At 64.4% G+C, this 22,143-nt stretch carries 16 protein-coding genes; 4 read left to right on the top strand and 12 right to left on the bottom strand.

The window, feature by feature from the left end:
- The coding region (locus VMS96_01535) for a hypothetical protein (protein ID HVP42080.1) at nucleotides 1-244 on the top strand (244 nt) is incomplete at its 5' end.
- Nucleotides 245-375: 131 nt separating this feature from the next.
- Nucleotides 376-1,374, top strand: coding sequence for a tagatose 1,6-diphosphate aldolase (locus VMS96_01530; protein HVP42079.1), 999 nt, complete (start codon nucleotides 376-378; stop codon nucleotides 1,372-1,374).
- A 775-nt stretch (nucleotides 1,375-2,149) separates the two neighbouring features.
- Here the strand turns inward: VMS96_01530 and guaA are convergent.
- Together guaA and VMS96_01520 are read right to left on the bottom strand one after the other, a co-directional pair.
- A complete protein-coding gene (guaA, locus tag VMS96_01525; protein ID HVP42078.1) occupies nucleotides 2,150-3,784 on the bottom strand; it encodes a glutamine-hydrolyzing GMP synthase in 1,635 nt (544 codons plus the stop codon).
- Between the two features lie 48 nt (nucleotides 3,785-3,832).
- Nucleotides 3,833-4,843, bottom strand: a complete 1,011-nt coding sequence (locus tag VMS96_01520; protein ID HVP42077.1) for a hypothetical protein — start codon at nucleotides 4,841-4,843, stop codon at nucleotides 3,833-3,835.
- Nucleotides 4,844-4,977: 134 nt separating this feature from the next.
- Here VMS96_01520 and VMS96_01515 point away from each other — a divergent pair, with 134 nt between their 5' ends.
- Both VMS96_01515 and glpX read left to right on the top strand, forming a co-directional pair.
- Nucleotides 4,978-6,159, top strand: a complete 1,182-nt coding sequence (locus VMS96_01515; GenBank protein ID HVP42076.1) for an acyl-CoA dehydrogenase family protein — start codon at nucleotides 4,978-4,980, stop codon at nucleotides 6,157-6,159.
- A 120-nt stretch (nucleotides 6,160-6,279) separates the two neighbouring features.
- Entirely contained in the window at nucleotides 6,280-7,314 is a 1,035-nt protein-coding gene (glpX, locus tag VMS96_01510) for a class II fructose-bisphosphatase (GenBank protein ID HVP42075.1), read from the top strand.
- A 95-nt stretch (nucleotides 7,315-7,409) separates the two neighbouring features.
- Here the strand turns inward: glpX and VMS96_01505 are convergent, their stop codons facing one another.
- From VMS96_01505 to VMS96_01460, 10 genes are all read right to left on the bottom strand, one after another.
- Entirely contained in the window at nucleotides 7,410-8,636 is a 1,227-nt protein-coding gene (locus tag VMS96_01505; protein HVP42074.1) for a N(4)-(beta-N-acetylglucosaminyl)-L-asparaginase, read from the bottom strand.
- 122 nt (nucleotides 8,637-8,758) lie between these two features.
- A complete protein-coding gene (locus VMS96_01500; protein ID HVP42073.1) occupies nucleotides 8,759-9,922 on the bottom strand; it encodes a hypothetical protein in 1,164 nt (387 codons plus the stop codon).
- A gap of 22 nt (nucleotides 9,923-9,944) precedes the next feature.
- The gene (locus VMS96_01495) at nucleotides 9,945-10,988 is read right to left on the bottom strand and encodes a hypothetical protein (GenBank protein HVP42072.1); all 1,044 of its coding nucleotides are present in this window, start codon (nucleotides 10,986-10,988) and stop codon (nucleotides 9,945-9,947) included.
- A gap of 205 nt (nucleotides 10,989-11,193) precedes the next feature.
- Complete coding sequence (mqnE, locus tag VMS96_01490; protein ID HVP42071.1) at nucleotides 11,194-12,318, bottom strand: aminofutalosine synthase MqnE; 1,125 nt, start codon at nucleotides 12,316-12,318, stop codon at nucleotides 11,194-11,196.
- A 94-nt stretch (nucleotides 12,319-12,412) separates the two neighbouring features.
- Nucleotides 12,413-12,619 (bottom strand): cold shock domain-containing protein, encoded by a 207-nt coding sequence (locus VMS96_01485; GenBank protein ID HVP42070.1) that lies wholly within the window; start codon nucleotides 12,617-12,619, stop codon nucleotides 12,413-12,415.
- A gap of 207 nt (nucleotides 12,620-12,826) precedes the next feature.
- Nucleotides 12,827-13,693 carry a UbiA-like polyprenyltransferase gene (locus VMS96_01480; protein ID HVP42069.1) on the bottom strand — a complete coding sequence of 289 codons (867 nt, stop codon included), beginning with the start codon at nucleotides 13,691-13,693 and terminating at the stop codon, nucleotides 12,827-12,829.
- A 28-nt stretch (nucleotides 13,694-13,721) separates the two neighbouring features.
- Complete coding sequence (locus VMS96_01475) at nucleotides 13,722-14,390, bottom strand: protein-L-isoaspartate(D-aspartate) O-methyltransferase (GenBank protein ID HVP42068.1); 669 nt, start codon at nucleotides 14,388-14,390, stop codon at nucleotides 13,722-13,724.
- A gap of 2 nt (nucleotides 14,391-14,392) precedes the next feature.
- The gene (locus tag VMS96_01470; protein ID HVP42067.1) at nucleotides 14,393-18,397 is read right to left on the bottom strand and encodes a translocation/assembly module TamB domain-containing protein; all 4,005 of its coding nucleotides are present in this window, start codon (nucleotides 18,395-18,397) and stop codon (nucleotides 14,393-14,395) included.
- Nucleotides 18,394-19,044, bottom strand: a complete 651-nt coding sequence (locus VMS96_01465) for a SurA N-terminal domain-containing protein (protein ID HVP42066.1) — start codon at nucleotides 19,042-19,044, stop codon at nucleotides 18,394-18,396. Before VMS96_01465 ends, VMS96_01470 begins: the two co-directional genes overlap by 4 nt.
- Nucleotides 19,044-22,025, bottom strand: coding sequence for a POTRA domain-containing protein (locus VMS96_01460; protein ID HVP42065.1), 2,982 nt, complete (start codon nucleotides 22,023-22,025; stop codon nucleotides 19,044-19,046). The genes VMS96_01465 and VMS96_01460 overlap by 1 nt, the downstream gene beginning before the upstream one ends.
- Nucleotides 22,026-22,143 lie beyond the last annotated feature (118 nt).

Raw genomic sequence — 22,143 nt, 5'->3', positions numbered from 1 at the left:
CGTGGGCATCGTGGACGGCGAGATCATGCTCGACCTCAGCTATGAGGAGGACTCTCGCGCCGAGGTGGACATGAACTTCGTCATGACCGGCGGCAAGAAGTTCGTCGAGATGCAGGCCACCGCCGAGCAGAAGCCCTTCGATGACGCCCAGCTCAAGAAGATGACCGACCTTGCGCGTAAGGGCGTGGAAAACTTGATCGCCAAGCAGCAGGCGGTGCTCAGTTCCCTCCTGTTGAGGCAGTAGTCTTTGTGCCGGCTCTTCCTGAGGGCTGACGGCTGAGGGCTGAGGGCTGTACAATGGTCGCCTGTTATCCCGCGCGCGGCCCATCAGGAGCTCCAGCCAATCATTTCCAGCGCGCTTAGGAGGAATCTCCCGTGAAACTGACCCCTGGAAAGCTTGCCGGTCTCAAGAAAGTATCGAACGAGCGGGGCGTGATCGCCGCCGCCGCCATGGACCAGCGCGGCTCGCTGAAAAAAGCGCTGGGCGCCAATGCCACCGAGAAGCAGCTTGAGGAATTCAAGTCGCTGGTCACCGAAGTGCTGACGCCGCACGCCTCGGCCATCCTGCTCGACCCCGAGTGGGGCCTGCCGGCGTCGAAGCGGCGCGCCAAGAACGCCGGCCTGCTGCTGGCCTACGAGAAGACCGGATACGACAAGACCGGTCCGGGCCGCCTGGGCGACCTTCTCAACCACTGGTCGGCGAAACGGCTGAAGGAAGCCGGGGCCGACGCGGTCAAGATCCTGCTCTACTACACCCCCGACGACCCCAAGGACGTCAACGACCAGAAGCATGCCTGGGTGGAGCGCATCGGCGACGAGTGCCGCGCCAACGATGTCCCCTTCTTCCTGGAGTTCGTTGGCTACGAAGAGGGCGCCGACGAGAAGGGCCTGGAGTACTCCAAGAAAAAGCCCCGCATCGTCACCGAGTCCATGCGCGAGTTCAGCAAGGACCGTTACGGCGTGGATGTGCTCAAGGTCGAAGTGCCCATCAACATGAAGTTCGTCGAGGGCGCCAAGGCCTACAAGGGCGAGAAGGCCTACACCAAGCAGGAAGCCATGAAGCTGTTCCGCGACGCTGCCGCGGTCGCCACCAGGCCCTTCATCTACCTGTCGGCGGGCGTGTCGAACGCCGAGTTCACCGAGTCGCTGGAGCTGGCGGCGGAGTCCGGGGTGAAGTTCAACGGCGTGCTCTGCGGCCGCGCCACTTGGAAAGACGGCATCCCGGTGTACGCCAACCAGGGCCCGCAGGCCTTCCGCCACTGGCTGGAGACCGAGGGCGTGAAGAACATCAACAACGTCAACGAGCGGCTGAAGGCCGCGACCTCGTGGTTCTCCAAGTACGAAGTCCCCGAGCCGGCCATGGCGGGAAGATAGTCCAGAGCACATAGGACATAGCGCATAGAGGCGGGCTTTCGGACCCGCCTTTATTTCTTGACCGCCGAGATCGCCGAGAAAAAGAGGGTGTCATCCCGAACGGCTTCAGCCGTGAGGGACCTGCTGTTCTTGTCACCCCGAGGGAGGGCTTCAGCCCGAGTCGAGGAAGCCCCACCCGGAATCCAGATCTCCACAAAGTAGCCCGCGCGTCCTCGCGCGGGCCGTCGCATCCGTCTAAGTTCAACAAAATACGTTTATCACGGAATCTCGATTTGTATAGCCAACAGCTATTGTCAAGAACTTTATTTTCAGCCCTGCAACTTATTGATTCGACGCCAGAACCGATTCTTCACCGCCAAGTCCACAACTTCCGATTTGCTACTCTGGATGTAGCGGGCCCACCGCTCGCGCCGAATTCGCTCTTTGACATATCCGACATACTTTCACCCCTAAGTCCTTTGGATCGACATATCGAGGGGGAGGGGGGAGGGGTGTGAATCTCGAGGCGCTTGGCGGGCGTGAGCGAAGCGGGAGCCCGACGCCGAGACCCTGAGGCTTCCGAAGGGTCCCTACTGATGCCATTGATATCAGTAGCTAAATCCTTTGTTTGAACTGATGACCCCGAGGGGTAGGGGGCCGGGCCGAGGTGCCTGTAGGCGGCATGCTGCGACCCGGTACCGGTAGGGGTCCTTCACTCGGGCGTTCGCCCTCGCTCAGGATGACAGAAGTGAGATTTCCCGGCGATCTCTGCGTTCTCGGCGGTGACAAGGGGTCTTTACTCCCACTCGATCGTTCCCGGCGGCTTGGAGGTCGTGTCGTACACCACGCGGTTGATGCCCTTCACCTCGTTCACGATGCGGGTGGAGATGCGTTTCAGCACCTCCCAGGGCAGCTCGACCACGTCGGCGGTCATGCCGTCCTCGGAGTGCACGGCGCGGATGGCGCAGGTGTAAGCGTAGGTGCGGGCGTCGCCCATCACCCCCACCGACATCACCGGCAGCAGCACGGCGAACGACTGCCAGATCTTGGTGTAGAGTCCCGCGCCCTTGATCTCGCTGACCACGATATCGTCGGCCTGCTGCAAGAGCGCAATACGCTCCGGCGTGACCTCGCCCAGGATGCGCACCGCCAGCCCCGGCCCTGGGAATGGCTGGCGGGCGAGCAATTCTTCCGGCACCCCCAGGTCGCGGCCGATGCGGCGGACTTCGTCCTTGAACAAGTCCTTGAGCGGCTCGATGAGCTTGAGCTTCATCTTCTTGGGCAGGCCGCCGACGTTGTGGTGGGTCTTGATGGTCTGCGAGGGACCGCGCACGGAGCGGGATTCGATCACGTCGGGGTAGAGAGTGCCTTGGACGAGGAAGTCGATGGTTTCGCGTTTCACGTTTCGCGTTTCACGCTTTCGACGGGCGGGGACGCCCGTCGCTACGTAATTCGCGTCAACCGTGGCGTTATGCGCGATGTCGCCCTTGAGCAGGTGTTTGACCGCGTCGTCGAATACGGCGATGAATTCGTTGCCGATGATCTTGCGCTTCTTCTCCGGCTCGGTGACGCCCTTCAGCTTCTTGAGGAAGCGCTCGCCGGCGTCCACGGCGACGACGTTGAGCCCCAGGCGCTGGCGCAGGTTCTGCTGCACCTTCTCGAACTCGTTGAGGCGCAGCACGCCGTTGTTGACGAACACGCAGGTCAGGCGGTCGCCGATGGCGCGGTGCACCAGCGTGGCGGCCACCGAGGAATCCACCCCGCCGGAGAGAGCGCAGATGGCGTGTCCGTCGCCGACCTGGCGCTTGATCTGCTCAACGGTGTCGTCGATAAAACGCTGCGGGGTCCAGTCCCCGCGCGCGCCACAGATCTTGAAGACGAAGTTCTTCAGGATCTCGGTGCCGAGCGGCGTATGCCGAACTTCAGGATGGAACTGGACGGCGTACATGCGGGTCTGCGGATTCTCGATGGCGGCGACCGCGTTCTCCGACTTGGCCACCAGGTGGAAGCCGGTGGGCAGCTGGGTGGCTTCGTCGCCGTGCGACATCCAGACCGAGATACGCTCGGGTAGCGAATCGAAGAGGGGAGACTTATCGGTGATGGCGATGTCGGCGTGGCCGAACTCGCGCTTCTTGCCGGCGTTGACCCGGCCGCCAAGCTTGTGCGCCATCACCTGGAGACCGTAGCAGATGCCGAGGATGGGCACGCCCAGGGAAAAGACGCGGTCGTCCATGGTGGGCGCGTCCTTGTCGTAGACCGAAGACGGGCCGCCGGAGAAGATGATGCCCGCGGGATTGTAGGCACGCACCTCGTCCACCGAGGCGGTGCAGGGGACCAGGACGGAGAAGACCTTTTGTTCGCGGATGCGGCGCGCGATGAGCTGGCTGTACTGCGCGCCGAAGTCGAGGATGACGATAGATCGGTGTTCCACGGTCGAGTGTGACAGATGTCAGAATAAGTGTAAAGGGGTGACCGAGAACTAGCTACTGGCCTCGAGCGCGGTCGTCGGCTCTCGGTCGTCGGTCGTCGGTCCCGAGGCCATGGGCTGCGGATCGTGGGTCGAGGCCAACACAGATTCCGGCGACGGCCGGGAAGGGGCCGGAACTGTGCTCGCCGGCTCGGGTTCCGGCTCGTCGCGCAGGATGTCGATGTAGGCGGCGAGGCGGGCGACGAACAGGAAGTCTGCGATCAGGAAATAAGCCAGCGTGATGAGGACCAGCAAGATGGCCAGCAGTTTCCAGGCCGAGCCGACTACTGAGACCGGCACCAGGCTGACGATGGTGACGCCGATCAGCAGGAAAAGGCGAATGCCGCCCATGGCAGCGGCGAGGGCAAGGAAGCGCGCACGGCGCCGGCGGTAGGTGTCGAAGGCGGCGGCGATGGCGGAGAAGGCGTCGGAGCCGTCGCGCACTGCCAGGATATTGGCCAGGAACAGGTACCAGCGGAGCCATCCGTGGAAGAACCCGACGACCGCGGCGAGCACAAAGAAAATGAGCAGAAAGAGACCAGGATGGTCTTCGGCGTCGCGGCTGGCGGCAAAGCCGGCGATGAGCAGCGCGCCCAGATATCCGATCCAGGCGGCGAGCCCGCCGGCGGCGCGCAGAAAATGCAGCCCAAGCACGGTGCGGAAGCGTCCGCGAGGTTGTTCGATCAGCGCGCGCAGGCTCGCCCAACGGGCAAACGACGCGGCGACGATCCACATCGCTGCCAGGGCAGGCAGCAGGATGGCGGCAGCGCGCAACAGGCGCGGCCCACTGCCGCTAAGGATGTGGCGCACGGCTTCGGCCATCAGCGGCGGGGCCTTGGTGCGCAGCAGGAGCCAGTCGGCGTCGGTGATGGTCAGGCTCTCGAGGTAAGCAAAGAGGGTGAGGAGCAGAAGGCCCCAGGCCGCAGCTCCGAAGGCCCAGCGCCAGGCGATCTCGCCGAAAAATACCGCCGGCCGGCGGATAGCGGTACGGAAGCCGGCGGCGATGGGAGAGGATTGGGGCACGTTACGGGCCCAGCATACGCGATTTGACCGCGGAGTACGCAGAGATCCGGTTTGACCCTCGGATTTGGCGTCTGGTAGGTTTGTGGGTTCCTTCCTGCGCTGCGCAATCATAAGGAAGACAAGCAAGGAGCCCCATGCCCGCGATCAAGTTCAAGGGAGTGGACTTCATCGAGTTCGACACGCTGCTCTCGGACGATGAGCGCCTGGTGCGCGACAACACGCGCAAGTTCATCGAAGAGAACCTCATCCCCATCATCGAGCCGTGTAACCGCGAAGGCCGCTTTCCCAAGGAACTGGTGAAGCCGATGGCGGAGCTGGGCTTCTTCGGCGCCAGCCTGCAAGGCTATGGCTGTGCGGGAATGTCGAATGTCGAATACGGCCTGATGACGCAGGAACTGGAGCGCGGCGACAGCGGCGTGCGCTCCTTCGTCAGCGTGCAGTCGGGCCTCTGCATGTATCCCATCCACGAGTTCGGCAGCGACGAGCAGAAGCAGAAGTGGCTGCCGGGGATGCAGAAGGGCGAGATCCTCGGCTGCTTCGGGCTGACCGAGCCGGGCTTCGGCTCCAATCCCGGCGGAATGACCACCCATGCGGTGAAGGACGGCAGCGATTACATCCTGAACGGCGAGAAGATGTGGATCACCTCGGGGACGATCGCCAATATCGCCATCATCTGGGCCAAGGTGAAGGACGAGGACAACAAGATCCGCGGGTTCATCGTGGAGACCGACCGCAAGGGCTTCAAGGCCGACGACGTGCACGGCAAGTGGTCGTTGCGGGCCTCGGTGACCAGCGGGCTGTCGCTGCAGGACGTGCGGGTGCCGGCCTCGAGCCTGCTGCCGAAGTCGGGCGGGCTGAAGTCGCCGCTGATGTGCTTGAACCAGGCGCGCTACGGGATCGCGTGGGGCGCGGTGGGTGCGGCCATGTCGTGCTACGACACCGCGCTGCAATACTCGCAGATCCGCAAGCAGTGGCGCGACCAGCCCATAGCCTCGCACCAGCTGGTGCAGGAGAAGCTGGTGTGGATGATCTCCGAGATCACCAAGGCGCAGTTGCTGGTGCTGCAGGTCGGACGGCTGAAGGACGCGCAGAAAGCCAAGCCGTACCACATCTCCATGGCCAAGCGGAACAACGTGTGGATGGCGCTGGAGTGCGCGCGGCTGGCTCGTGACGTGCTGGGCGCCAACGGCATCACCGACGATTACCCCATCATGCGCCACATGATGAACCTGGAATCGGTAAAGACCTACGAGGGCACGCACGACATCCACACCCTGATCATCGGGCAGGCGATCACGGGCGTGGACGCGATCTGAAGCACGTTTCGCGTTTCACGTTGCACGTTTCGCGTTGTTGACCGATGGCGCTGTGCGGGAGCATCATTCTCGTCCCCAAGAAACGCCGAGTGGGCGCGGCGCATGGAGGCAAATTCATCTATGGCGACTAGTCCGGAAGTGAAGGCGCTGGCCAAGAGTTTCGGCAAGAACATGGAGAGCGACCTGGCGCTGGAATTCCTGCGGGTGGTGGAGAACGCGGCTATCGCGGCGGCCAAGACCATGGGCCAGGGCGACCGCAAGTTCGCCGACCACGTGGCGGTGGAGGCCATGCGCAAGACCATGGACACGGTGCCGATGCGCGGGCGCATCGTGATCGGCGAGGGCGAGCGCGACGAGGCGCCCATGCTCTATATCGGCGAGAGGGTCGGCGCCGAGTTCCCCGACGGCACCCAGGTGCCGGAGATCGACATCGCGGTCGATCCGCTGGAGGGCACCAACCTGTGCGCGACTGGGTCGCCGGGCTCAATTACGGTGCTGGCGGCGTCGGAGAGCGGCGGCCTGCTGCACGCGCCGGACTGCTACATGGAGAAGATCGTGGTCGGGCCGTCGTGCAAAGGGGCCGTGGACCTGGATGCACCCGTGGCCCACAACCTGCGCCAGATCGCCAAGGCGCTCTCGCGCGACGTGGAAGACCTGGTGGTGGTGATCCTCGACCGGCCGCGCCATGAGAAATTGATCAACGACATTCGCGCCGCGGGCGCGCGCATCAAGCTGATCACCGACGGCGACCTGTCACCGGGCATCGCCGCGGCCGTCATCGGCACCGGCGTGCACGCGGTCATGGGCACGGGCGGGGCGCCGGAGGGCGTGCTGACCGCGGCCGCGATCCGCTGCCTCAACGGATACATGGTCGGCCGATTGGTGATGACCAAGCCGGGCCAAGAAGAGCGCATGGCGGCCATGGGCATCAAGGACGTCAAGCACATCTACACTGCGGACGACTTGGCGCCGGGCAAGCAGATCATTTTCGCCGCCACCGGCGTGACCGAGGGAGCGTTGCTCAAGCCGGTGCGCTTCTTCGGCGAAGGCATACGAACGTCGTCCATCATCCTGACGCTGCAGACCGGCAAGGTGCGGTTCATCGACAGCATCCACCTGGAGAAGAGGGACGATGTGAAGGTGAGGTTCGCGTAAGCAGTACCAAGTACCCAGTACCAAGTATCAAGCGAGAAGCGACAGAGGCCTCCTGTTGCTGGAGGCCTTTTACTTGGTACTCCTGGTACTTGGTACTACTTCCCCGCTGCAGGCGCGTGCGCCGGCGGCCAGGAGATGGCTTCGCCCTGGAAGAGGCCGACGCAGGGTTCCATGCGGCTGCCGGCACCGTCGTGGACGGCAAAGTTGTAGGGCTTGCCACGGACCTGGCTCCATAGACCGACACCGGCATAGGCGCCGTCCTTGCGCAGGACGAAAAAGAACATGTCCACGAAGCGCAGGCGGGTCATGTCGTTGTTGAAATTGCGTGCGATGCGCTTGAGCGCGTCCATGCCCGCCTCCTGCGGCGACATCCCGTGGCGCATGTTCTCGACGATGGCATGGGCGCCGGCGATGCGGATGTTCTCTTCCCCGCGGCCCACCGCGCCCGCTGAACCGATATCCTGATCGGTGTAGCAGCCGGCGCCGATGATAGGGGAATCGCCGACGCGGCCCGGGAGCTTCCAGGCCAGACCGCTGGTGCTGGTGGAACCCGACATCTCCCCCTTTTCGTTGACTACGGAGACGTGGACCGTCCCCTTGGGCGGATAAAGGCAGTCGTGGATCGCCTTCATGCGGTATTTGGGCTCGATGCCCAGGTCGGACGCGACCTGCTCCATGCGCTTGACCTTCAGCTCCAGCGACTGGGGCGTGCCCTGCGGCGGAGCTGGGACCGGCGCCGGCGGCTTCCATTCCGGAGACGAAAGTCCGGGCCCCCAGTCGTCCTGGTTGGACATGCTCTCCTTCCAGAGGAGCCAGGTCTTGCGGGCGCGCTCGGTGAGCAGGTTCTCGCGCTGAAAACCTTGGGCGACCGCGAAGCGTTCGGCGCCTTCGCCGACGAGGAAGATATGGTCGGTGCGCTCCATCACGACGCGGGCCAGTGCGGAGACGTTCTTGATGTTACGGACACCGCCGACGGCGCCGGCGCGGCGAGTGGGGCCATGCATCACGCAAGCGTCCAGCTCGACGACCCCTTCTTCGTTCGGCAGCCCACCAAGACCAACCGAGGTGTCGTTGGGATCGTCCTCCCTGCCCCTGGTGATGAACAGGCAGGCATCGAGCGTATCGTGGCCGCGCAAGAGCAGCTCATAGGCGCCATCGAGCTGCGCCATGCCGGTATTCTTGCAGACGATGACCGGCTTCTTGGGGGGAGCGAGCTTGCTGATGTCCTGCCCCTGGCCGGCGGGCTTGGTTTCCTGAGCCTGGAGTGCGAGCGAAGCGGCGCCCAAAGCGGCGCCGGCGATGAAATCACGACGAGTGGACATGAGGCCTCCGAAAACGGAGCAGGATAACACGCGGGTCGTGGGTCGTCGGTCGTGGGTCGTCGGCAAAACAAAGGCTGCCGAGGGTCTGGCAGCCAAGAGCTAAGAGCCAAGGACGACCGCGGTCAGACGGCGAGTTTCTTGGGTGTGCTCTGGTCGGCACGGAAGCGAAGTAGCGCGCCGATGTTGCCGGCCTTCTCGAACTCCGGCTCGTCGCGCACGTACACCACGGAGATGCCCTTGCGAATGGCGATGCCGATGAGGGCATCGGCGACATCGTCGATCTCCCGGGTCTTCTGGCCGCAGACGGCGCAGTGGCGGACCATGCGGATATCCATATGCCCGCAATGCTGGCAGCGGCTGGCGGCGGCGGAGAAGCGGTCGCTCAGCAAGAGGCTCTGCACTTCGCCTTTCTCCAGGGACATCAGGACGTGGCGCAGGCCGACTGCGCCGCGCCCGTTGCGATGAGCTTCGCCGAGCACCTCGCGCACCATCCCCTGGCGCTGTGACTGCTCATGCTCCCGGAGGCGCCGGCTGGCGTGCTCCAGCACCTGCTCCTTGGTGGCAAGTCCCGGGTCAACATTGAAGTGCCCGATGAGGCACTGGCGCACATAGGGATGCAAATGCGGTTCGATGTCAGGCCAGGTGTCCTCGCGACACCCGACCAGGAAGGAACCGCAGCCGGCGGACTGATGCAGGCCCTGCAGGCGGTCCGATACGGCTTTGAAGTGCTTCATCGCCTCGTTCTCGACGTGGCGCTCGGCGTGGCCGGCGTCGTAGCCGGCGAAGCCGTCGCTGCGCGCCTTGCGCGGCGTCTGGGTCCGGATCTCGCCCGCCTCCTGGATCTCGCCGGCGCGGATGGTGAAGAAGCGGGCGTGCTCCCGGTCGGTCAGCAGGACGCAGGCACGGGGAAACGCCTCGACCAGCCGCGCCAGCGGCTTGAGATGGAAGCGATCATTGACGACGAGTTGTGACTTCTGGAGGCGGGGTGGGACTTCGTATTCCCGCCAGATGCCGCGGGCGCCGCAGGCGAAGATCACCTTGGCCTTGGAGCCGCCCTTCCACTGCTCCGCCTTCTCCAGGATGCGGTGCAGATCCTTCTTCCTGTCGCCGTGCCCGGGGCTGCGCCCGGCATGGCGGAGCGCGTCGCGGACCATGTCCTTGAGCAGGATGGTCTCCTCGCGGTGCGAACGGTCCTTCGGAGTCTCGGGTTGGAAATAGAAGCTGATAGCGGAATCACCGGTGTTGTCGATCTCTGCCAGATAACGGAGTTCCTCACGCGTGATCATCGCGTTCTCCTGAAAAACGGGTTCAGGCGATCTTGGTGTGTCGCAAAAGCTTTTCGCGCCACAAGCTGGAGGGCGGCATCTTCTGCCGGACGAGCTCGCGGGCAGTGGCGATGGAGGCGTGGACCTGATCGAGCTTGCGGTCGGTGGTGGCCGCAATCTCGTCCAGCGTGAAGCCCTCGATCGCGAAGAGAATGAAAGCTTCACGGTCTTCGCGGGCGGCGCCGCGCAGCGAGCTCTCCACCAGGTTCACCATCTCGACCGAGGAGGCGGCTTGCTCGGGGTCCGAGGTCCGCCGATCGGGGATGACGTCGGAGCGGTGCAGCATCTCGTCGGGCTGATGGAACTGCAGTTCGGGCTCGTCGCTGCCGCGGACGTTCTGCTTGCGGGCGGAATCCTCCAGGGGGACGGCGGTGACGGCCTCGGTGTCGTTGGCGACGATGTGGTGGATGGAGCGAAGCGCCAGGCGATAGAGCCAGCGCTCCAGGGTCAGCAGCTCCGGCTTCTCTTCGTCGCCTAAAGCCGTAGCGATGGCTTCGTTGACGACCTCTTCCCGGGTCACGGCGCCTTCTTCCAGCATGCCGTTGGCTTCGCGGTAGGCAATTTCACGCTCCACAAAGGCGTTCAGGCGGGCGAGGTTGGCGTTGATCCAGGTGGAAATATCGGTGTCGGAGACCTTCGGCGGATGAATGGCGGCGAAGGTCCTCTCAAAGGGGACGGCGTTGCGCAATTCGTCGCGCTGGGTGCGCCGGCGCATCGGGGGCCGTTTGTGGCCGCGAAGCTGCTCTTTGTGTTTCGTAAGCTGGGAAACAAGGTCAGCAAAGGCTGCTTTGACCGCAGAGACGGCGGTGTGGTTGGTTTTCTGTGCCGCCATCTGCCCGGAGGGCAGGCGCAGGTTCAGAGAGACGGCTGTTCCCTCCCGCGGGTGATTCTCCTCGACAATGGCCTTCAAGTGCACCAGGTCGGGGCGGAAGACCGCCAGCCTCCGGCCCAGCTTCTCGATCTGTTGGTGGAATTCCTTTTCGATCTCGGGAGCTCTTGCGGCCTTGTAGGAGATATGGACGTTCATGGCTACCTCGGGACGCGGCTGGAACCCCACTGGCCGTTCCTTGCGGCTGCTGCACTTGCTCCGGAGAGAATTTTACACCTGCCTGTGTAACGCAAGGCAAAAATGAGAAGTTGCACTTGCGGGTCAGGATTGGCGGCAGTTGAGGTGCTAGGGGCGGAAACTGGAGCGATTGCTCGACTCAGGGTGAGAAGCCGCAGTACCGCGGCTACACCGATACGGTGAACGAGGTCTCGTTGCGGGTGACCGGGCGGTAGAGGGTGTCGCGCTCGATGGGCTCCCGGCCTGCTTCCTTGATGAGGCGGATGAGGTCCTGGCGGCGCAGCCCCTGCGGAGTGGTGGCGCCGGCATCGTGGTAGATCTTTTCTTCTACCACGGTGCCGTCGATGTCGTCGGCGCCGAAGCGCAGCGCGATCTGCGCGATCTTGGGCGAGACCATCTGCCAATACGACTTCACGTGGGGAAAGTTGTCGAGCAGCAGGCGGCCGATGGCCACCTCCTTGATATCGCGCAGACCGGTGGTGGTGTGCAGGTGCTGCAAGGGGGTATTGGCCGGGTGAAAGGCCAGCGGGATGTAAGTCTGGAAGCCGCCGGTCTCGTCCTGTAGTGCCCGCAGCTTGAGCAGGTGGTCGATGCGGTCGTCGTCGTTCTCCACGTGGCCGTAGAGCATGGTGGCGTTGGACTTCAGGCCGATCTGGTGGGCCAGGCGGGCGGTCTCCAGCCACTGGTCACCGTCGATCTTGTGGTCGCAGATGATATGGCGGACGCGGTCGGCGAAGATCTCGGCCCCGCCCCCGGGTAGAGAGTCCACCCCCGCTTCCTTCAGTTTCTCCAGGGTCTGGCCGGTGGTCAGCTTGGCCCGCTTGGCGAGGTACGCGATCTCGACCATGGTGAAGGCCTTCAAGTGGACCTGGGGGAAGCGCTGCTTCAGGCCGCGGATGAGATCGAGGAAGTACTCGAAGGGCAGGTCGGGGTGGAGGCCGCCGACGATGTGGAACTCGGTGATGGCCTCGGAGTAGCCGCTGGCCGCGGTCTGCCAGGCTTCTTCCAGGGCCATGGTGTAGGCGCCGGGTGCGTCTTTCTTGCGTCCGAAGGCGCACAGGCGGCAGGCGGCGACGCAGACGTTGGTGGGATTGATGTGACGGTTTACGTTGAAGTAAGCGCGGTTGCCGTGCAGTCGCTCGCGAACGTGGTTGGCCAGCCAGCCGACGGCCAGAACGTCTCCTGACCGGTACAGCGCCCGGGCGTCGTCGGCGTCCAAGCGGGCGCCGGCCAGGACCTTTTCGGCCACCGGACGCAGTGCGGCATCGTCGGTCTGGAAGGCGTGGAGCACTAGCTCGATATTACCCTACGGGCGCGCCGCAGGTCAGCCCGGGCGGCAGGAGCTGAGCGGAAGAGGCGGGCGCCACGGCGCCCGCCTTCGGCGGCTACAAACGGTTCACGTTAGAAGCTTGCAGTCCTTTAGGTCCCTGGGTGACTTCGAATTCTACGGCGTCGCCTTCATTGAGGGTCCGGAACCCCTCCGCCTGGATGGCGGTGTGGTGCACAAAAATGTCTCCACCCTGCTCGCGCTGGATGAACCCATACCCTTTGCTGGCGTTGAACCACTTTACGGTCCCACGTTCTTTGGCCATTGAAACATTCCTTTCGTCCACCGCTGGTTCCTCGTTCTGACCGGTCAGGCGGGTGATGGGGGCGGGTGAAGCGCACAAAAAAGACAAAGGCCTCCACCGGCAGAGCCGGCAGAGACCGCGTCAACTTGGCAAATCACCTTCCACGTCCCAAAACAGGACAAATATATGTCGATATACGAGAGAGTGCCAGAAAAAAGTAACAAAATTTCAGCGGGTGCGGAGCAGAAGGTCACCAGCCACGAAGAGGAAGAACACCACCGAGATCACGCCGTTCATGGTGAAAAAAGCGGCGTTCAGCCGGCTGAGGTCCCCCGAGCGGACCAGGGAATGCTCGTAGGCCAGCAGAATGGCCACCGCCAGCACACCCGCGATCGCGATCCCGCCGAGCTGAAAAACCAGTACCAGCACGACCAGCAGCGCCAGCATCAGCAGGTGAAGGAGGCGGGCGAGCAGGAGAGCGCGAGCGATGCCCAGATAACGGGGCACCGAATGCAGCCCGGCCCGGCGGTCGAACTCATAATCCTGGCAGGCATAGAGGACATCGAAGCCGCCGACCCAGAAGGTGACCGCCGCGGTGAGGATCAGGATGCGGGGATCGAGGGCGCCGCGGACCGCGATCCAGGCGGCGGCCGGAGCCGCTCCCAACGCGAATCCCAGCATCAGGTGAGACCAGCGGGTGAAGCGCTTGGTGTACGAGTACAGCAGCAGGATGGCCAGAGCCACAGGAGACAGATACAGGGCCAGTCGGTTGAGGCGCCAGGCGGCGAACACTAGCACTGCCGCTGAGGTGACCACGAACAGGCCGACGAAGCGTCGGGAGAGCAGGCCGGCGGGCAGGGCACGGGAGGCGGTGCGGGGATTGGCGGCGTCCAAGTCGGCGTCGGCCAGGCGGTTGAAGGCCATGGCAGCGGAGCGCGCCGCAACCATGGCGACAATGATCCAAGCGAGCTGGCTCCAGCGCGGCAGGCCCCGCGCCGCCAGCATGGCCCCGCACAAGGCGAAGGGGAGTGCGAAGACCGAGTGCTCCCACTTGATCATCTCCAGGGTGATGCGGAAGTTGCGGACCAGTCCCACAGCACGATTCTATCGGATGCGCGGCCGGTCACCAGCTTTCGTCGTACCCCTGAGCCCCGATCAAGGGGACAAAACGGACAAGGTCGAGCCCGGTGCTCACCGGCTTGCCCTCTGCCTTGCGCACCAGCCAGAGCTGCTGGCCGGCGTAGGTGCCGATGGGGACGACCATGCGCCCACCCTCGCGCAACTGGTCGAACAGGGCTTGGGGAAGCGCCGGGGCCGCGGCCGTGACCAGGATGGCGTCGAAGGGAGCGGCGCCCGGCAGGCCCTCGCTACCGTCTCCCACGACGACCGAGACGTTCCGGTAGCCGGCGCGCTCCAGGGCTTCCCGGCCCCGGTTGGCCAGTGAGGCGATACGCTCGATGGAGTACACCCGGCTCACCAGCTCGGCCAGCACCGCGGTCTGATACCCCGATCCGGTGCCGATCTCGAGCACGGTGTCTTCCGGTTGAGGCGCCAACGCCTCGGTCATGGCGGCGACCACATACGGCTGCGAGATCGTCTGGCCTTCGCCGATGGGGATGGGGTGGTCTTCGTAGGCGTCGCGCTCATGGCCGCGGGGCACAAACAGATGCCGGGGCACGCGCCGCATGGCATCGAGCACCCGTGGATCGCGGACCCCGCGTTCGCAGATCTGGGTCGCGACCATGCGCAGCCGCATGGGTTCGAAAGCATCGTTCCCGCTTGCCGCCGACATGACTAGCGCTTGCGCTGGCGATAGCGCACGTCGAAGCTTACCACCCCGTTCTGGTCGCGGACAGCGATGACGGTCAGGTTGCGGTTCACCTGGTACTCCACCTGCACGATCTGTTGCGACGATTGCGAGAGGTTGGTGATGAAGGTGAGTGTCACCTTGTCGGAAACCTGCTGCTCGATGGTGGCGCGGGCGTTGGGGTTGCTCTCCGGGCCGCCCGCCTGGGGGTCGATCTTGATCCGGTTCAGGCCGAACAGCTTCTGCGAGCGGCTGCTGACGGTGGCGCTCAGCGCCTCCTCCAGGATGGCGCTGGAGGCGCTCTCGGTGTAGTTCTGGGTGGGCGAGGCGACCAGCACGGACTCTTCCTTGGTGCGTCCGAGCGCGAGCAAGGCGATGATGTCCGCGGTGGGCAGCGGCGGGTCGGAACGGTAGGTGGAAACCAGCCGGCCGGGCGGCGGCTCGCCGTGAACCCCCAGGCTGATGTCGTAATCGCGGATGCGGGCGGTGGCTTCCACATTGATCACGGGCTGGATGTGGGTGGGGTTGGAGAAGGTCACGTCGCCGCGCTCGATATGGTACTTGGTGCCATTGATCGCGACATTGCCTTCCAGCACGTTCACCCGGCCGAGCAGAACCGGACGTGTGGCGGTGCCCCGCAGCCGCAGGTCCATCGTCCCGGAGAGCTTTGCCGACGCGGTCTGCACCTGGACCTCCGGGCTGGAAGTGATGTGCACATCGAGGTGGAGATTGTTGAGCGGCGCGCTCAGTACCGGCATGGCGGGCGCCTGCTTGAACCGCTCCAGGTACTGGGCGAGATCGAAGCGCGAGTTCAGCGAGAACCGCGTGATCTCCACATCGCCGCTCAAGCGTGAGTTCTGCGGCGAGCCGACGTAGCGCAGGTCCACTTTGGCCACCGAGCTCACGCCGGCGGGATAGCGCAGGCGGATGTCGCTGCTCTTGGCGGTGAGATTGAACAGCAGTCCCTTGGCGTAGCTGATGAAGCCGCCGATATCGAGGGTGCCTCCGCCGGTCTGCGCGGTCAGAGAGCGCACCCGCAGCCGGTTTTCGTTGAACACCAGGGTGCCGTTCACGTGGCTGAGACCGTTGGCGAGATCGATGAAGGAGATGCCGGCGTCGTGGATGGTGATTTGGCCGGTCACGTCGGGACGGGAGAGCGAGCCTCCGATGCCGACGGCCAGGTCGGTGGTCCCGTAAGAAGTCAGGTCGGAATCGAACGTCTGCAGCATCCTCATGTTGAGGCGTCCGTCCGCCCGCAGGTTCATCTCGCGCGTCCCGCCCAGGCGGACGGTCCCGGAAGCGGTCAGGTCGGTGCCCTCCGCGACCAGGTGAAAACGTTCGAGCGTGAACACCTCGTTGGCCATGCTGAAGCGGATGGGACCGCTGCTGCCGATGCGCATCTTCGAGATCTCGGCCGAGAACTCGTCGATGGTGCCGTTGATGTTGAGGTCCCGCGGGCGTCGCAGCGGGCCTTTCACGTACACGAAACCGGTCATCGCGGAATGGCCGGTGACCTGCCCCTGAAGGTAGGCCAGGAGCAGGGGATCGATATCGGAGCGCTCGAAGTGCACGCGCAAGTTCGCGGGCCAATCCTCCCTCATGCGCGCGCTGCCCTCGACTGCGAGGTCGGCGTTCGGACTGTGCACGCGGGCATTGATCTGGAGGTCGGCGCCGCGGGTGACGGCGTCGGCGGTGACGTCGCCCACTTGCTCGCCATTCACCACCAGGCGCGTGACCCGCAGCGCACCGTTGAGGACCGGTTCTTCCAGGGTCCCGGACCCCGATATGTCCAAGTCTGCGACGCCGTTCACCTGGTATCTGGCTGACTGGAGCCGCTGCAACTTCGCCAGTTCGAAGGCGTTGCCACGCAAGCCGAAGCGGAATGCATGAGTGGAGGCAGCGTAAGCGACCGCGCCGGTGAACTGGACTCCATCGTGGGCCAGGACCAGGTTATTGAGCTGCGCCTCGCGCCCGGCAAAGCCGAGGTTGGCGCGGAGACTGGAGAACGGCTCCCCGGCGATGGTGAGGTCGGTGGCTTGCAGGTGGCCGCTGCCGCGCAGGTCGTTGACCGTCCCGGTCAGGTTCACATCCACCGACAGCCTGCTGGTGACCGGGTAATGCTGCCGTAAGAGCGCCTGCAGGTCGGAGATCTCCAGGTTGGCCATCCGCGACCGTAGGGTGAAGGGAGTGTTGGCGTCCAGCTTGCCGTTGGCGCTGTTGGCGGTCCCATCGAATTCGATGTTCGCCGGCCCGCGCCGCAGGAGGCCGTGGCGTGCCGCCGACTGGGTCGAGGAATGCAGGATGTCGACGCGCAGCAGGTCCCAATGCATGCGCACCGGCTCTTCCGGCGCTTTGGGGGAGGGCGGGAGCGCCAATCCGGGCGGCAAGCTGGTGACGGAATCAAAGTCCGTCGCCTCCAGGTGGCCGCTTACCACCGGAGCGGCGAGTTTTCCCGCGATCGTGCCGGTGAACGACGCACGCCCGTGGATGTAGGCGGGCAGCGCATCGGACCCGACCAGCGCCAGCACCGGAGCGAGATCAGAAAGGTCGGTAGAGTTCACGGCGACGCGCAGATCGGCAGTGGTCGAGCCCAGGACGCCGGTGGCGTCCACCCGCGTCGTGCGCGTCGCCAGGTTGAGCTGCGGCACATCGATCGTTTGCGTCCCGCGATGATAGGTCGCTTTCACCCGGGCGGTCACGGGAAGCTGATCGGGAGTGGGAGCCGCCGGCGGGACCACGTCGAGATCCATCGCCGTCTGCAGGTTGTACAACGATCCCGTCCACTGAGCGCGGAGCGTGCCCGCGATGCTGCCGGCGGGGGCGACCCTTCGGAGCGTGGCCGACCGCGCCCCCAGGACGTCAACCAACTGGTGTAGCTGGAGGCCGTTCACGCGCAGGTTCAGCACCCCGGATGCGGCCGGCTCCTTGGCCCCGGCACCTGCGGGCCGATTGCCGGAGCTCCAGCCTCGGATCTCGCCGGCGCCGTTCACGGTTCCGCCGAGCGCGGTCGCGAAGATGCTGGAGAGGATGATGCGATCGCGGTTGGCGGTGAATTGCGCGCCCCCATGCACGAAGGCCTGCGCATGGGAGTCTCGCCACTCCCCGTTCTTCACGATCACCTTCCCGACGGAGGAGAGTGCACGCGCTGCGTACGCCGCCTGCCCGCTCACCTCGATGCTGCCGGAACGAAGGCCGGGCACCTGGACGATCGCGGCCGCCTCGCCCGCATCGAGAGAAGCCTTGTAGATGATGTCGGCTTCCGGGTTCGCGAGATTGGCCGCACTTCCGGTGAACTCGAGATGCGAGCGCCCCGACGTGAGCTGGAATGCCTTCACCTCGATCCTGCCCGGCCACATGTTCAAGCGGGCGTCTGCCTGTCCCTTGATCGGCACCCAGCCCGGATGGTCGATCTGCACGCTTCGCGAGTGGAACTCCACGTCGTAGCGCCGGTCCTTGGGGTGGTACCCAAGTTCGGCGGTCACATCCGAGGCGTTCACATCGAGTGGGATCGCCTGGGCATTCAGCAGCAGCTGGCCATCGCTGGTCTGCATGTGCCCGACCGACAGCTCAATGAGCGCCTCCGCTCTGCCTTTTTCGGCAAGAGGGACCGGAGTGTTGGTCGAATCGTCCGGATGGACGATCACGTGGATGACGGGACGCTTCAGCGCGACATGCCGCAGCACGATTCGGCGGCTGACCAAGGAGAGCACCTCGGCTCGGATATCGGCGCGTTCGACGTGCACGAAGGGCGCTTCTCCCGGAGGCTCCAAACCGTGGATCGTCAGATCGTGGATCTCGAAGCTTAGATGGGACAGGCTCCACTGGAACGAGCCCATTTCCACCTTGCCGCCGGTGGCCGCTTCGAGGCTCGCGATCACCTCCGCGCCGACCCTCTCCCGTAACGCGTCGCTGCGCAGATACCAGACGGCGAAGAGCGCCACGACGATAAGGAGCACGATCGTCCCCCACACGAGTTTGCGCGGGCGGCTCATCGCAGTTCCTGCACCTCCTCCTGCCCGCGGAGGCTCTGCAACCAAAGCGTCATCAGGTCGTTGATACGTTGCTCGACCAGGATCTCCTCGATCTTGCCGGAGACCTCGCCCAGCGGCACTTCGTGCGCGCCGTCCCGGTGCAGCTGCGGGATCAGCTGCTCCAGGTAGTAGTTCTCGATGCTGCGCTGGTCGATGTGAATGTTGGGACGGAAGCGGGCGTCCACGTAGCGGATGATGTTCAGCTGCTCGGCCACGAGCTGGGCAATGTCGTTCTCGGTGAGCCCGTACCTGGCCAGCAGCGCGCGCCAACCCTGGTCATCGGAAGCGCCGGGGATCTGGCGCCGCATGGTCGCGATCTGCCGCTCTACGTCCTCCTTCGACGCGCGCACGAGGGTCGCTCTGTCGATCTGCGCCTCGATCAGCGCCTGGTCCACGAGCTGGTCGATGGCCCGCTTGCGCTCCTCCGCGCTGAAGCGCGCCGGATCGCGTCCCGCGGCCATGGCCTGGTAGCGCAAGGAGTCCTCCACCTCGCTTTCCAGGATGACGCGGCGATTCACCCGCGCAACGATGCGGTCCACCATCTCTCCGGCCGCGGCCAGCGGGGCCAGCACGGCAAGCAGGAACGCGAGTTGTCGCCAGATCCTCATCAGAAGGTCTGCCCGATGCTGAAGAAGAAATTGAACCGCCGGAGTTGCTGCACCGAGTTCTCCCGGCCCACCAGGAAGGTCGGCGGATTCAGGTTATAGCCGAAGTCCAGGCGCACCGGTCCGATAGGAGTGTTATAGCGGACGCCGCCGCCGATCGCATGCGACATGAAGCTGAAATCGCAGAATGGCTTGAAATCGGGCGGATCGGTGGGCTTGATCGGGCGGCATTCCTGCAGATTGTTCTGCCCCGTTTTGAGGAAGCTGTGGAACATGTCGCTGGGAGAGGCGAAGACATTGCCCATGTCGTAGAACAACACGGGACTGACCTTGTTCTCGAGCCAGGGCAGCCACGGAGGCGGCAGCCGCAGCTCGAGATTGTTGACGAACAAGGCCTGGCCTCCCAGGGGGAAGCCGGTATCAAGGTCGCGCGGCCCCGCTTGGTTGATGGAGAAGCCGCGATGCGAGTTCCCGCCGCCCGCGAACAGCAGTTCAGGCAGGGGGATCACCCCTTCCGGCAAGGTGGAGGAGGCGGTTGGGTGTTCGATGCCTAGCCGGGTAGAGCGCGCCAGGATGATGCGTCCCTTGTTGAAGGAATGATAGGTCGAGTTCTGGCCCAGAAACCGCACGAAACCCGCCTGCGAACCGAAGACGCGGCTGGAGATGCCCATGTCCAGTGTCGTGTACAGGCCCCGCCGGGAGTCGAGGGGGTTGTCGCGGGTGTCGCGGATGAAGGTGAAGCTGGGCATCCCGATCCGGACCGGCTTGGAGTACAGCGGTACCAGGTCGGGATCGATGACCAGGTTGGTGGCCTTCACCTCGCGGTAGCTGAAGCGGTAGAGGAAGGTCGTCGCCCGGCTCCAGCGATGCTCCAACTGCAAGGCTCCCTCCAGGCGCTGGGAGGTGAAGGTGCGGATATCGTTGGTGTTGTCGTAGAAACTGATGAAGCTGAAGGTAAGGTTCTTGTGGTCGAACCAGCGTGGGGCCTGGTAGGTAAAGAGCGCACGCTGTTCCAGGCGTCCGACGTGGCTCTTGAATAACAGGGTGTGATTGCGCCCGCGGAAATTGATCCGCGTCAGGTCGAAGGAGACGCGCGGGCTGACCCCGGTGCGCCCCTGCGGCAGGTTGCTGTTGGGCTCGCTCCCTGTCTGCACCTCGAGGCCGAGGCCGTAGTTGAAAGTCCAGCGCCGCGCTTCCTTGATGTCGAAGAGCATGTTCTTGCGCGTATCATCGCCCTCCGGGTTCTGGACGGCGACGTCCACCTCGTTGAAGATACCCAGGTCGTAGAGGTTGCGCTGGCTGTCGAACATGGCGCTCTGGTTCAAGGGATCGCCGGGCTTCACCGTGATCTCGCGGTCCACCACGAACGGGTGCGTAGCCTGCAGTCCGGTGACCAGCACCTGACTCACGAATACCTGCCTGCCCTCCGATACCTTGAAGGTAACCTCCATGCGGGTAGAATCGTCGGAAATCGGCGCGGATGTCGCTTCGAGTTCTACGTCCGGGAAGCCATGATTGAAGTAGTGGTTCATGATCGCTTCCCGGTCGCCGGCGATGTTGGTCTCGGACCAGGGTTGTCCCTCCAGCGTGCTGATGAGCCCCCTGATCTCCTCGGCAGAGATGTGCTCGTTGCCGGTCAGGGTGAGGGACGCCACGCGGGTCTGCGGACCTTCGGCGATGTGCACCACGATCCGCATCCGCCCGGGGTCTCCTTGGTAGTCGTCCTGCACGTCCGCGGTGACTTTCACCTGAAGGAACCCGTTGGACTTGTAAAGGTACTCGATGGCTTGCTGGTCGCGAGCCAGCAACGACTGGCTGAACAGCCCTTGGGAGAGCACGCGTCCTGCCGGCTGCACCAGCATGCGCTCGCGGATCACGTCCGTCTTGAAGTAGGGTTCGCCGTGGGGCCGGGTGACGACATCGCTCCAGTCCACATCCACCTTGACCAGTTTGTGACGCATCCCGCGGTTCACGTCATAGACCACCAGGCGGCGGTCCGCCTCGTCCTTCTCGGTGTAGTCGATCTTCACATCAAAGTATCCACGACTCTGGAAGTAGTCGCGTAGATTACGGCGGCCCTCGTTCAAGAGGTCATCGTCAACCGCGTTTTCCTCGTACACCGGGATGTACTTCTTGAGCGCGCCGCGGGGGATGCTGGCTCCTTCAACGCGGATGTCCACTTCCGGCCCGGGCCGGAGGACGAAACCGTAGTCCAAGGTGTTGTTCTCCGGGTGGTAAGTGCGGTCGGTGAGCGCGACCTGCGCCTCCAGATGTTCCTGCTTCTGAAAGTGCTTGCGCAGGCGCTGCAGCGCGCTGTCGGAGCGGCTTGACGACGCGTCGTCCCCAGGGTGGAGATGCGCGATCTGCATCACCTGCTCGACCGTCACTCCCGGCGCTGCGTCGATGGTGATCTTGCCTACCTTCGCCTGCTCTCCCGGGTTTACCCGGAAGTGGACATCGATCTGCCGGGTCTCCGGATGTTTCGTGTACTCGGGCACGATGGTCGCCTGGTAGAAACCGTTGTTCTTCAGGGCGCGCAGCATCCCCTCCAGACCACGCTGCACCTTCTCCCGCGTGTAAAGCTCTCCCAGCACCAGCTTGCTGCTGTTCAGCAGTTGATGGCCGTTGGGGCCCTTGCGGGGCGCCCCGATCACCAGCATGCGCCCGAAGAACAGATTTTCTTCCGCAATGAACACCAGCGTGAGTTCATTCTGCGGTGTGCGGTCGGCCTCGACCTGGAGATCGGCGAACCGGCCGGTGGCATAGAGGCTCTGGATGCTGCGGCGGAGCTTCTGCTTGTCGAGCGGCTCGTCGGTCTTCTGGGCGAGCAACTCCAGCAGGTGGGCGTTCTCCTGGGGAGTGGTGCCGCGAAACTCGATGGCGCGCACCCGCAACCCGGCCAGGCGGTTCAGATTCGAGCTTTGAGTGAGAGCAGGATCCGGCGCGGCGGCTTCCGCCGGCGCCGGACGGCGGGCATTTGCCACCCCGGCCCCCGTCTGCGCGGCACCCGCCACCGCCAGGGCACACCACACCCCTGCTATCAGCCATGCCTGTAGCGCTGACCGAAATCCCAAAAAGACAGCTCTCCTCAAGTGCCCGGCC

This window comes from Terriglobales bacterium, assembly GCA_035543055.1.
Lineage (GTDB): Bacteria > Acidobacteriota > Terriglobia > Terriglobales > Acidobacteriaceae > JAIQFD01.
The sequence above is the reverse complement of the archived record's forward strand: the minus strand, read 5'-3'. Positions and strand labels throughout refer to the sequence as shown.

Bases quoted from the DNA above. Each gene is read 5' to 3' on its own strand.
- VMS96_01505 (HVP42074.1), bottom strand. From the start codon at position 8,636: ATGTCCACTCGTCGTGATTTCATCGCCGGCGCCGCTTTGGGCGCCGCT.
- VMS96_01515 (HVP42076.1), top strand. From the start codon at position 4,978: ATGCCCGCGATCAAGTTCAAGGGAGTGGACTTCATCGAGTTCGACACG.
- VMS96_01475 (HVP42068.1), bottom strand. From the start codon at position 14,390: ATGTCGGCGGCAAGCGGGAACGATGCTTTCGAACCCATGCGGCTGCGC.
- VMS96_01465 (HVP42066.1), bottom strand. From the start codon at position 19,044: ATGAGGATCTGGCGACAACTCGCGTTCCTGCTTGCCGTGCTGGCCCCG.
- VMS96_01470 (HVP42067.1), bottom strand. From the start codon at position 18,397: ATGAGCCGCCCGCGCAAACTCGTGTGGGGGACGATCGTGCTCCTTATC.
- VMS96_01495 (HVP42072.1), bottom strand. From the start codon at position 10,988: ATGAACGTCCATATCTCCTACAAGGCCGCAAGAGCTCCCGAGATCGAA.
- VMS96_01500 (HVP42073.1), bottom strand. From the start codon at position 9,922: ATGATCACGCGTGAGGAACTCCGTTATCTGGCAGAGATCGACAACACC.
- VMS96_01485 (HVP42070.1), bottom strand. From the start codon at position 12,619: ATGGCCAAAGAACGTGGGACCGTAAAGTGGTTCAACGCCAGCAAAGGG.
- glpX (HVP42075.1), top strand. From the start codon at position 6,280: ATGGCGACTAGTCCGGAAGTGAAGGCGCTGGCCAAGAGTTTCGGCAAG.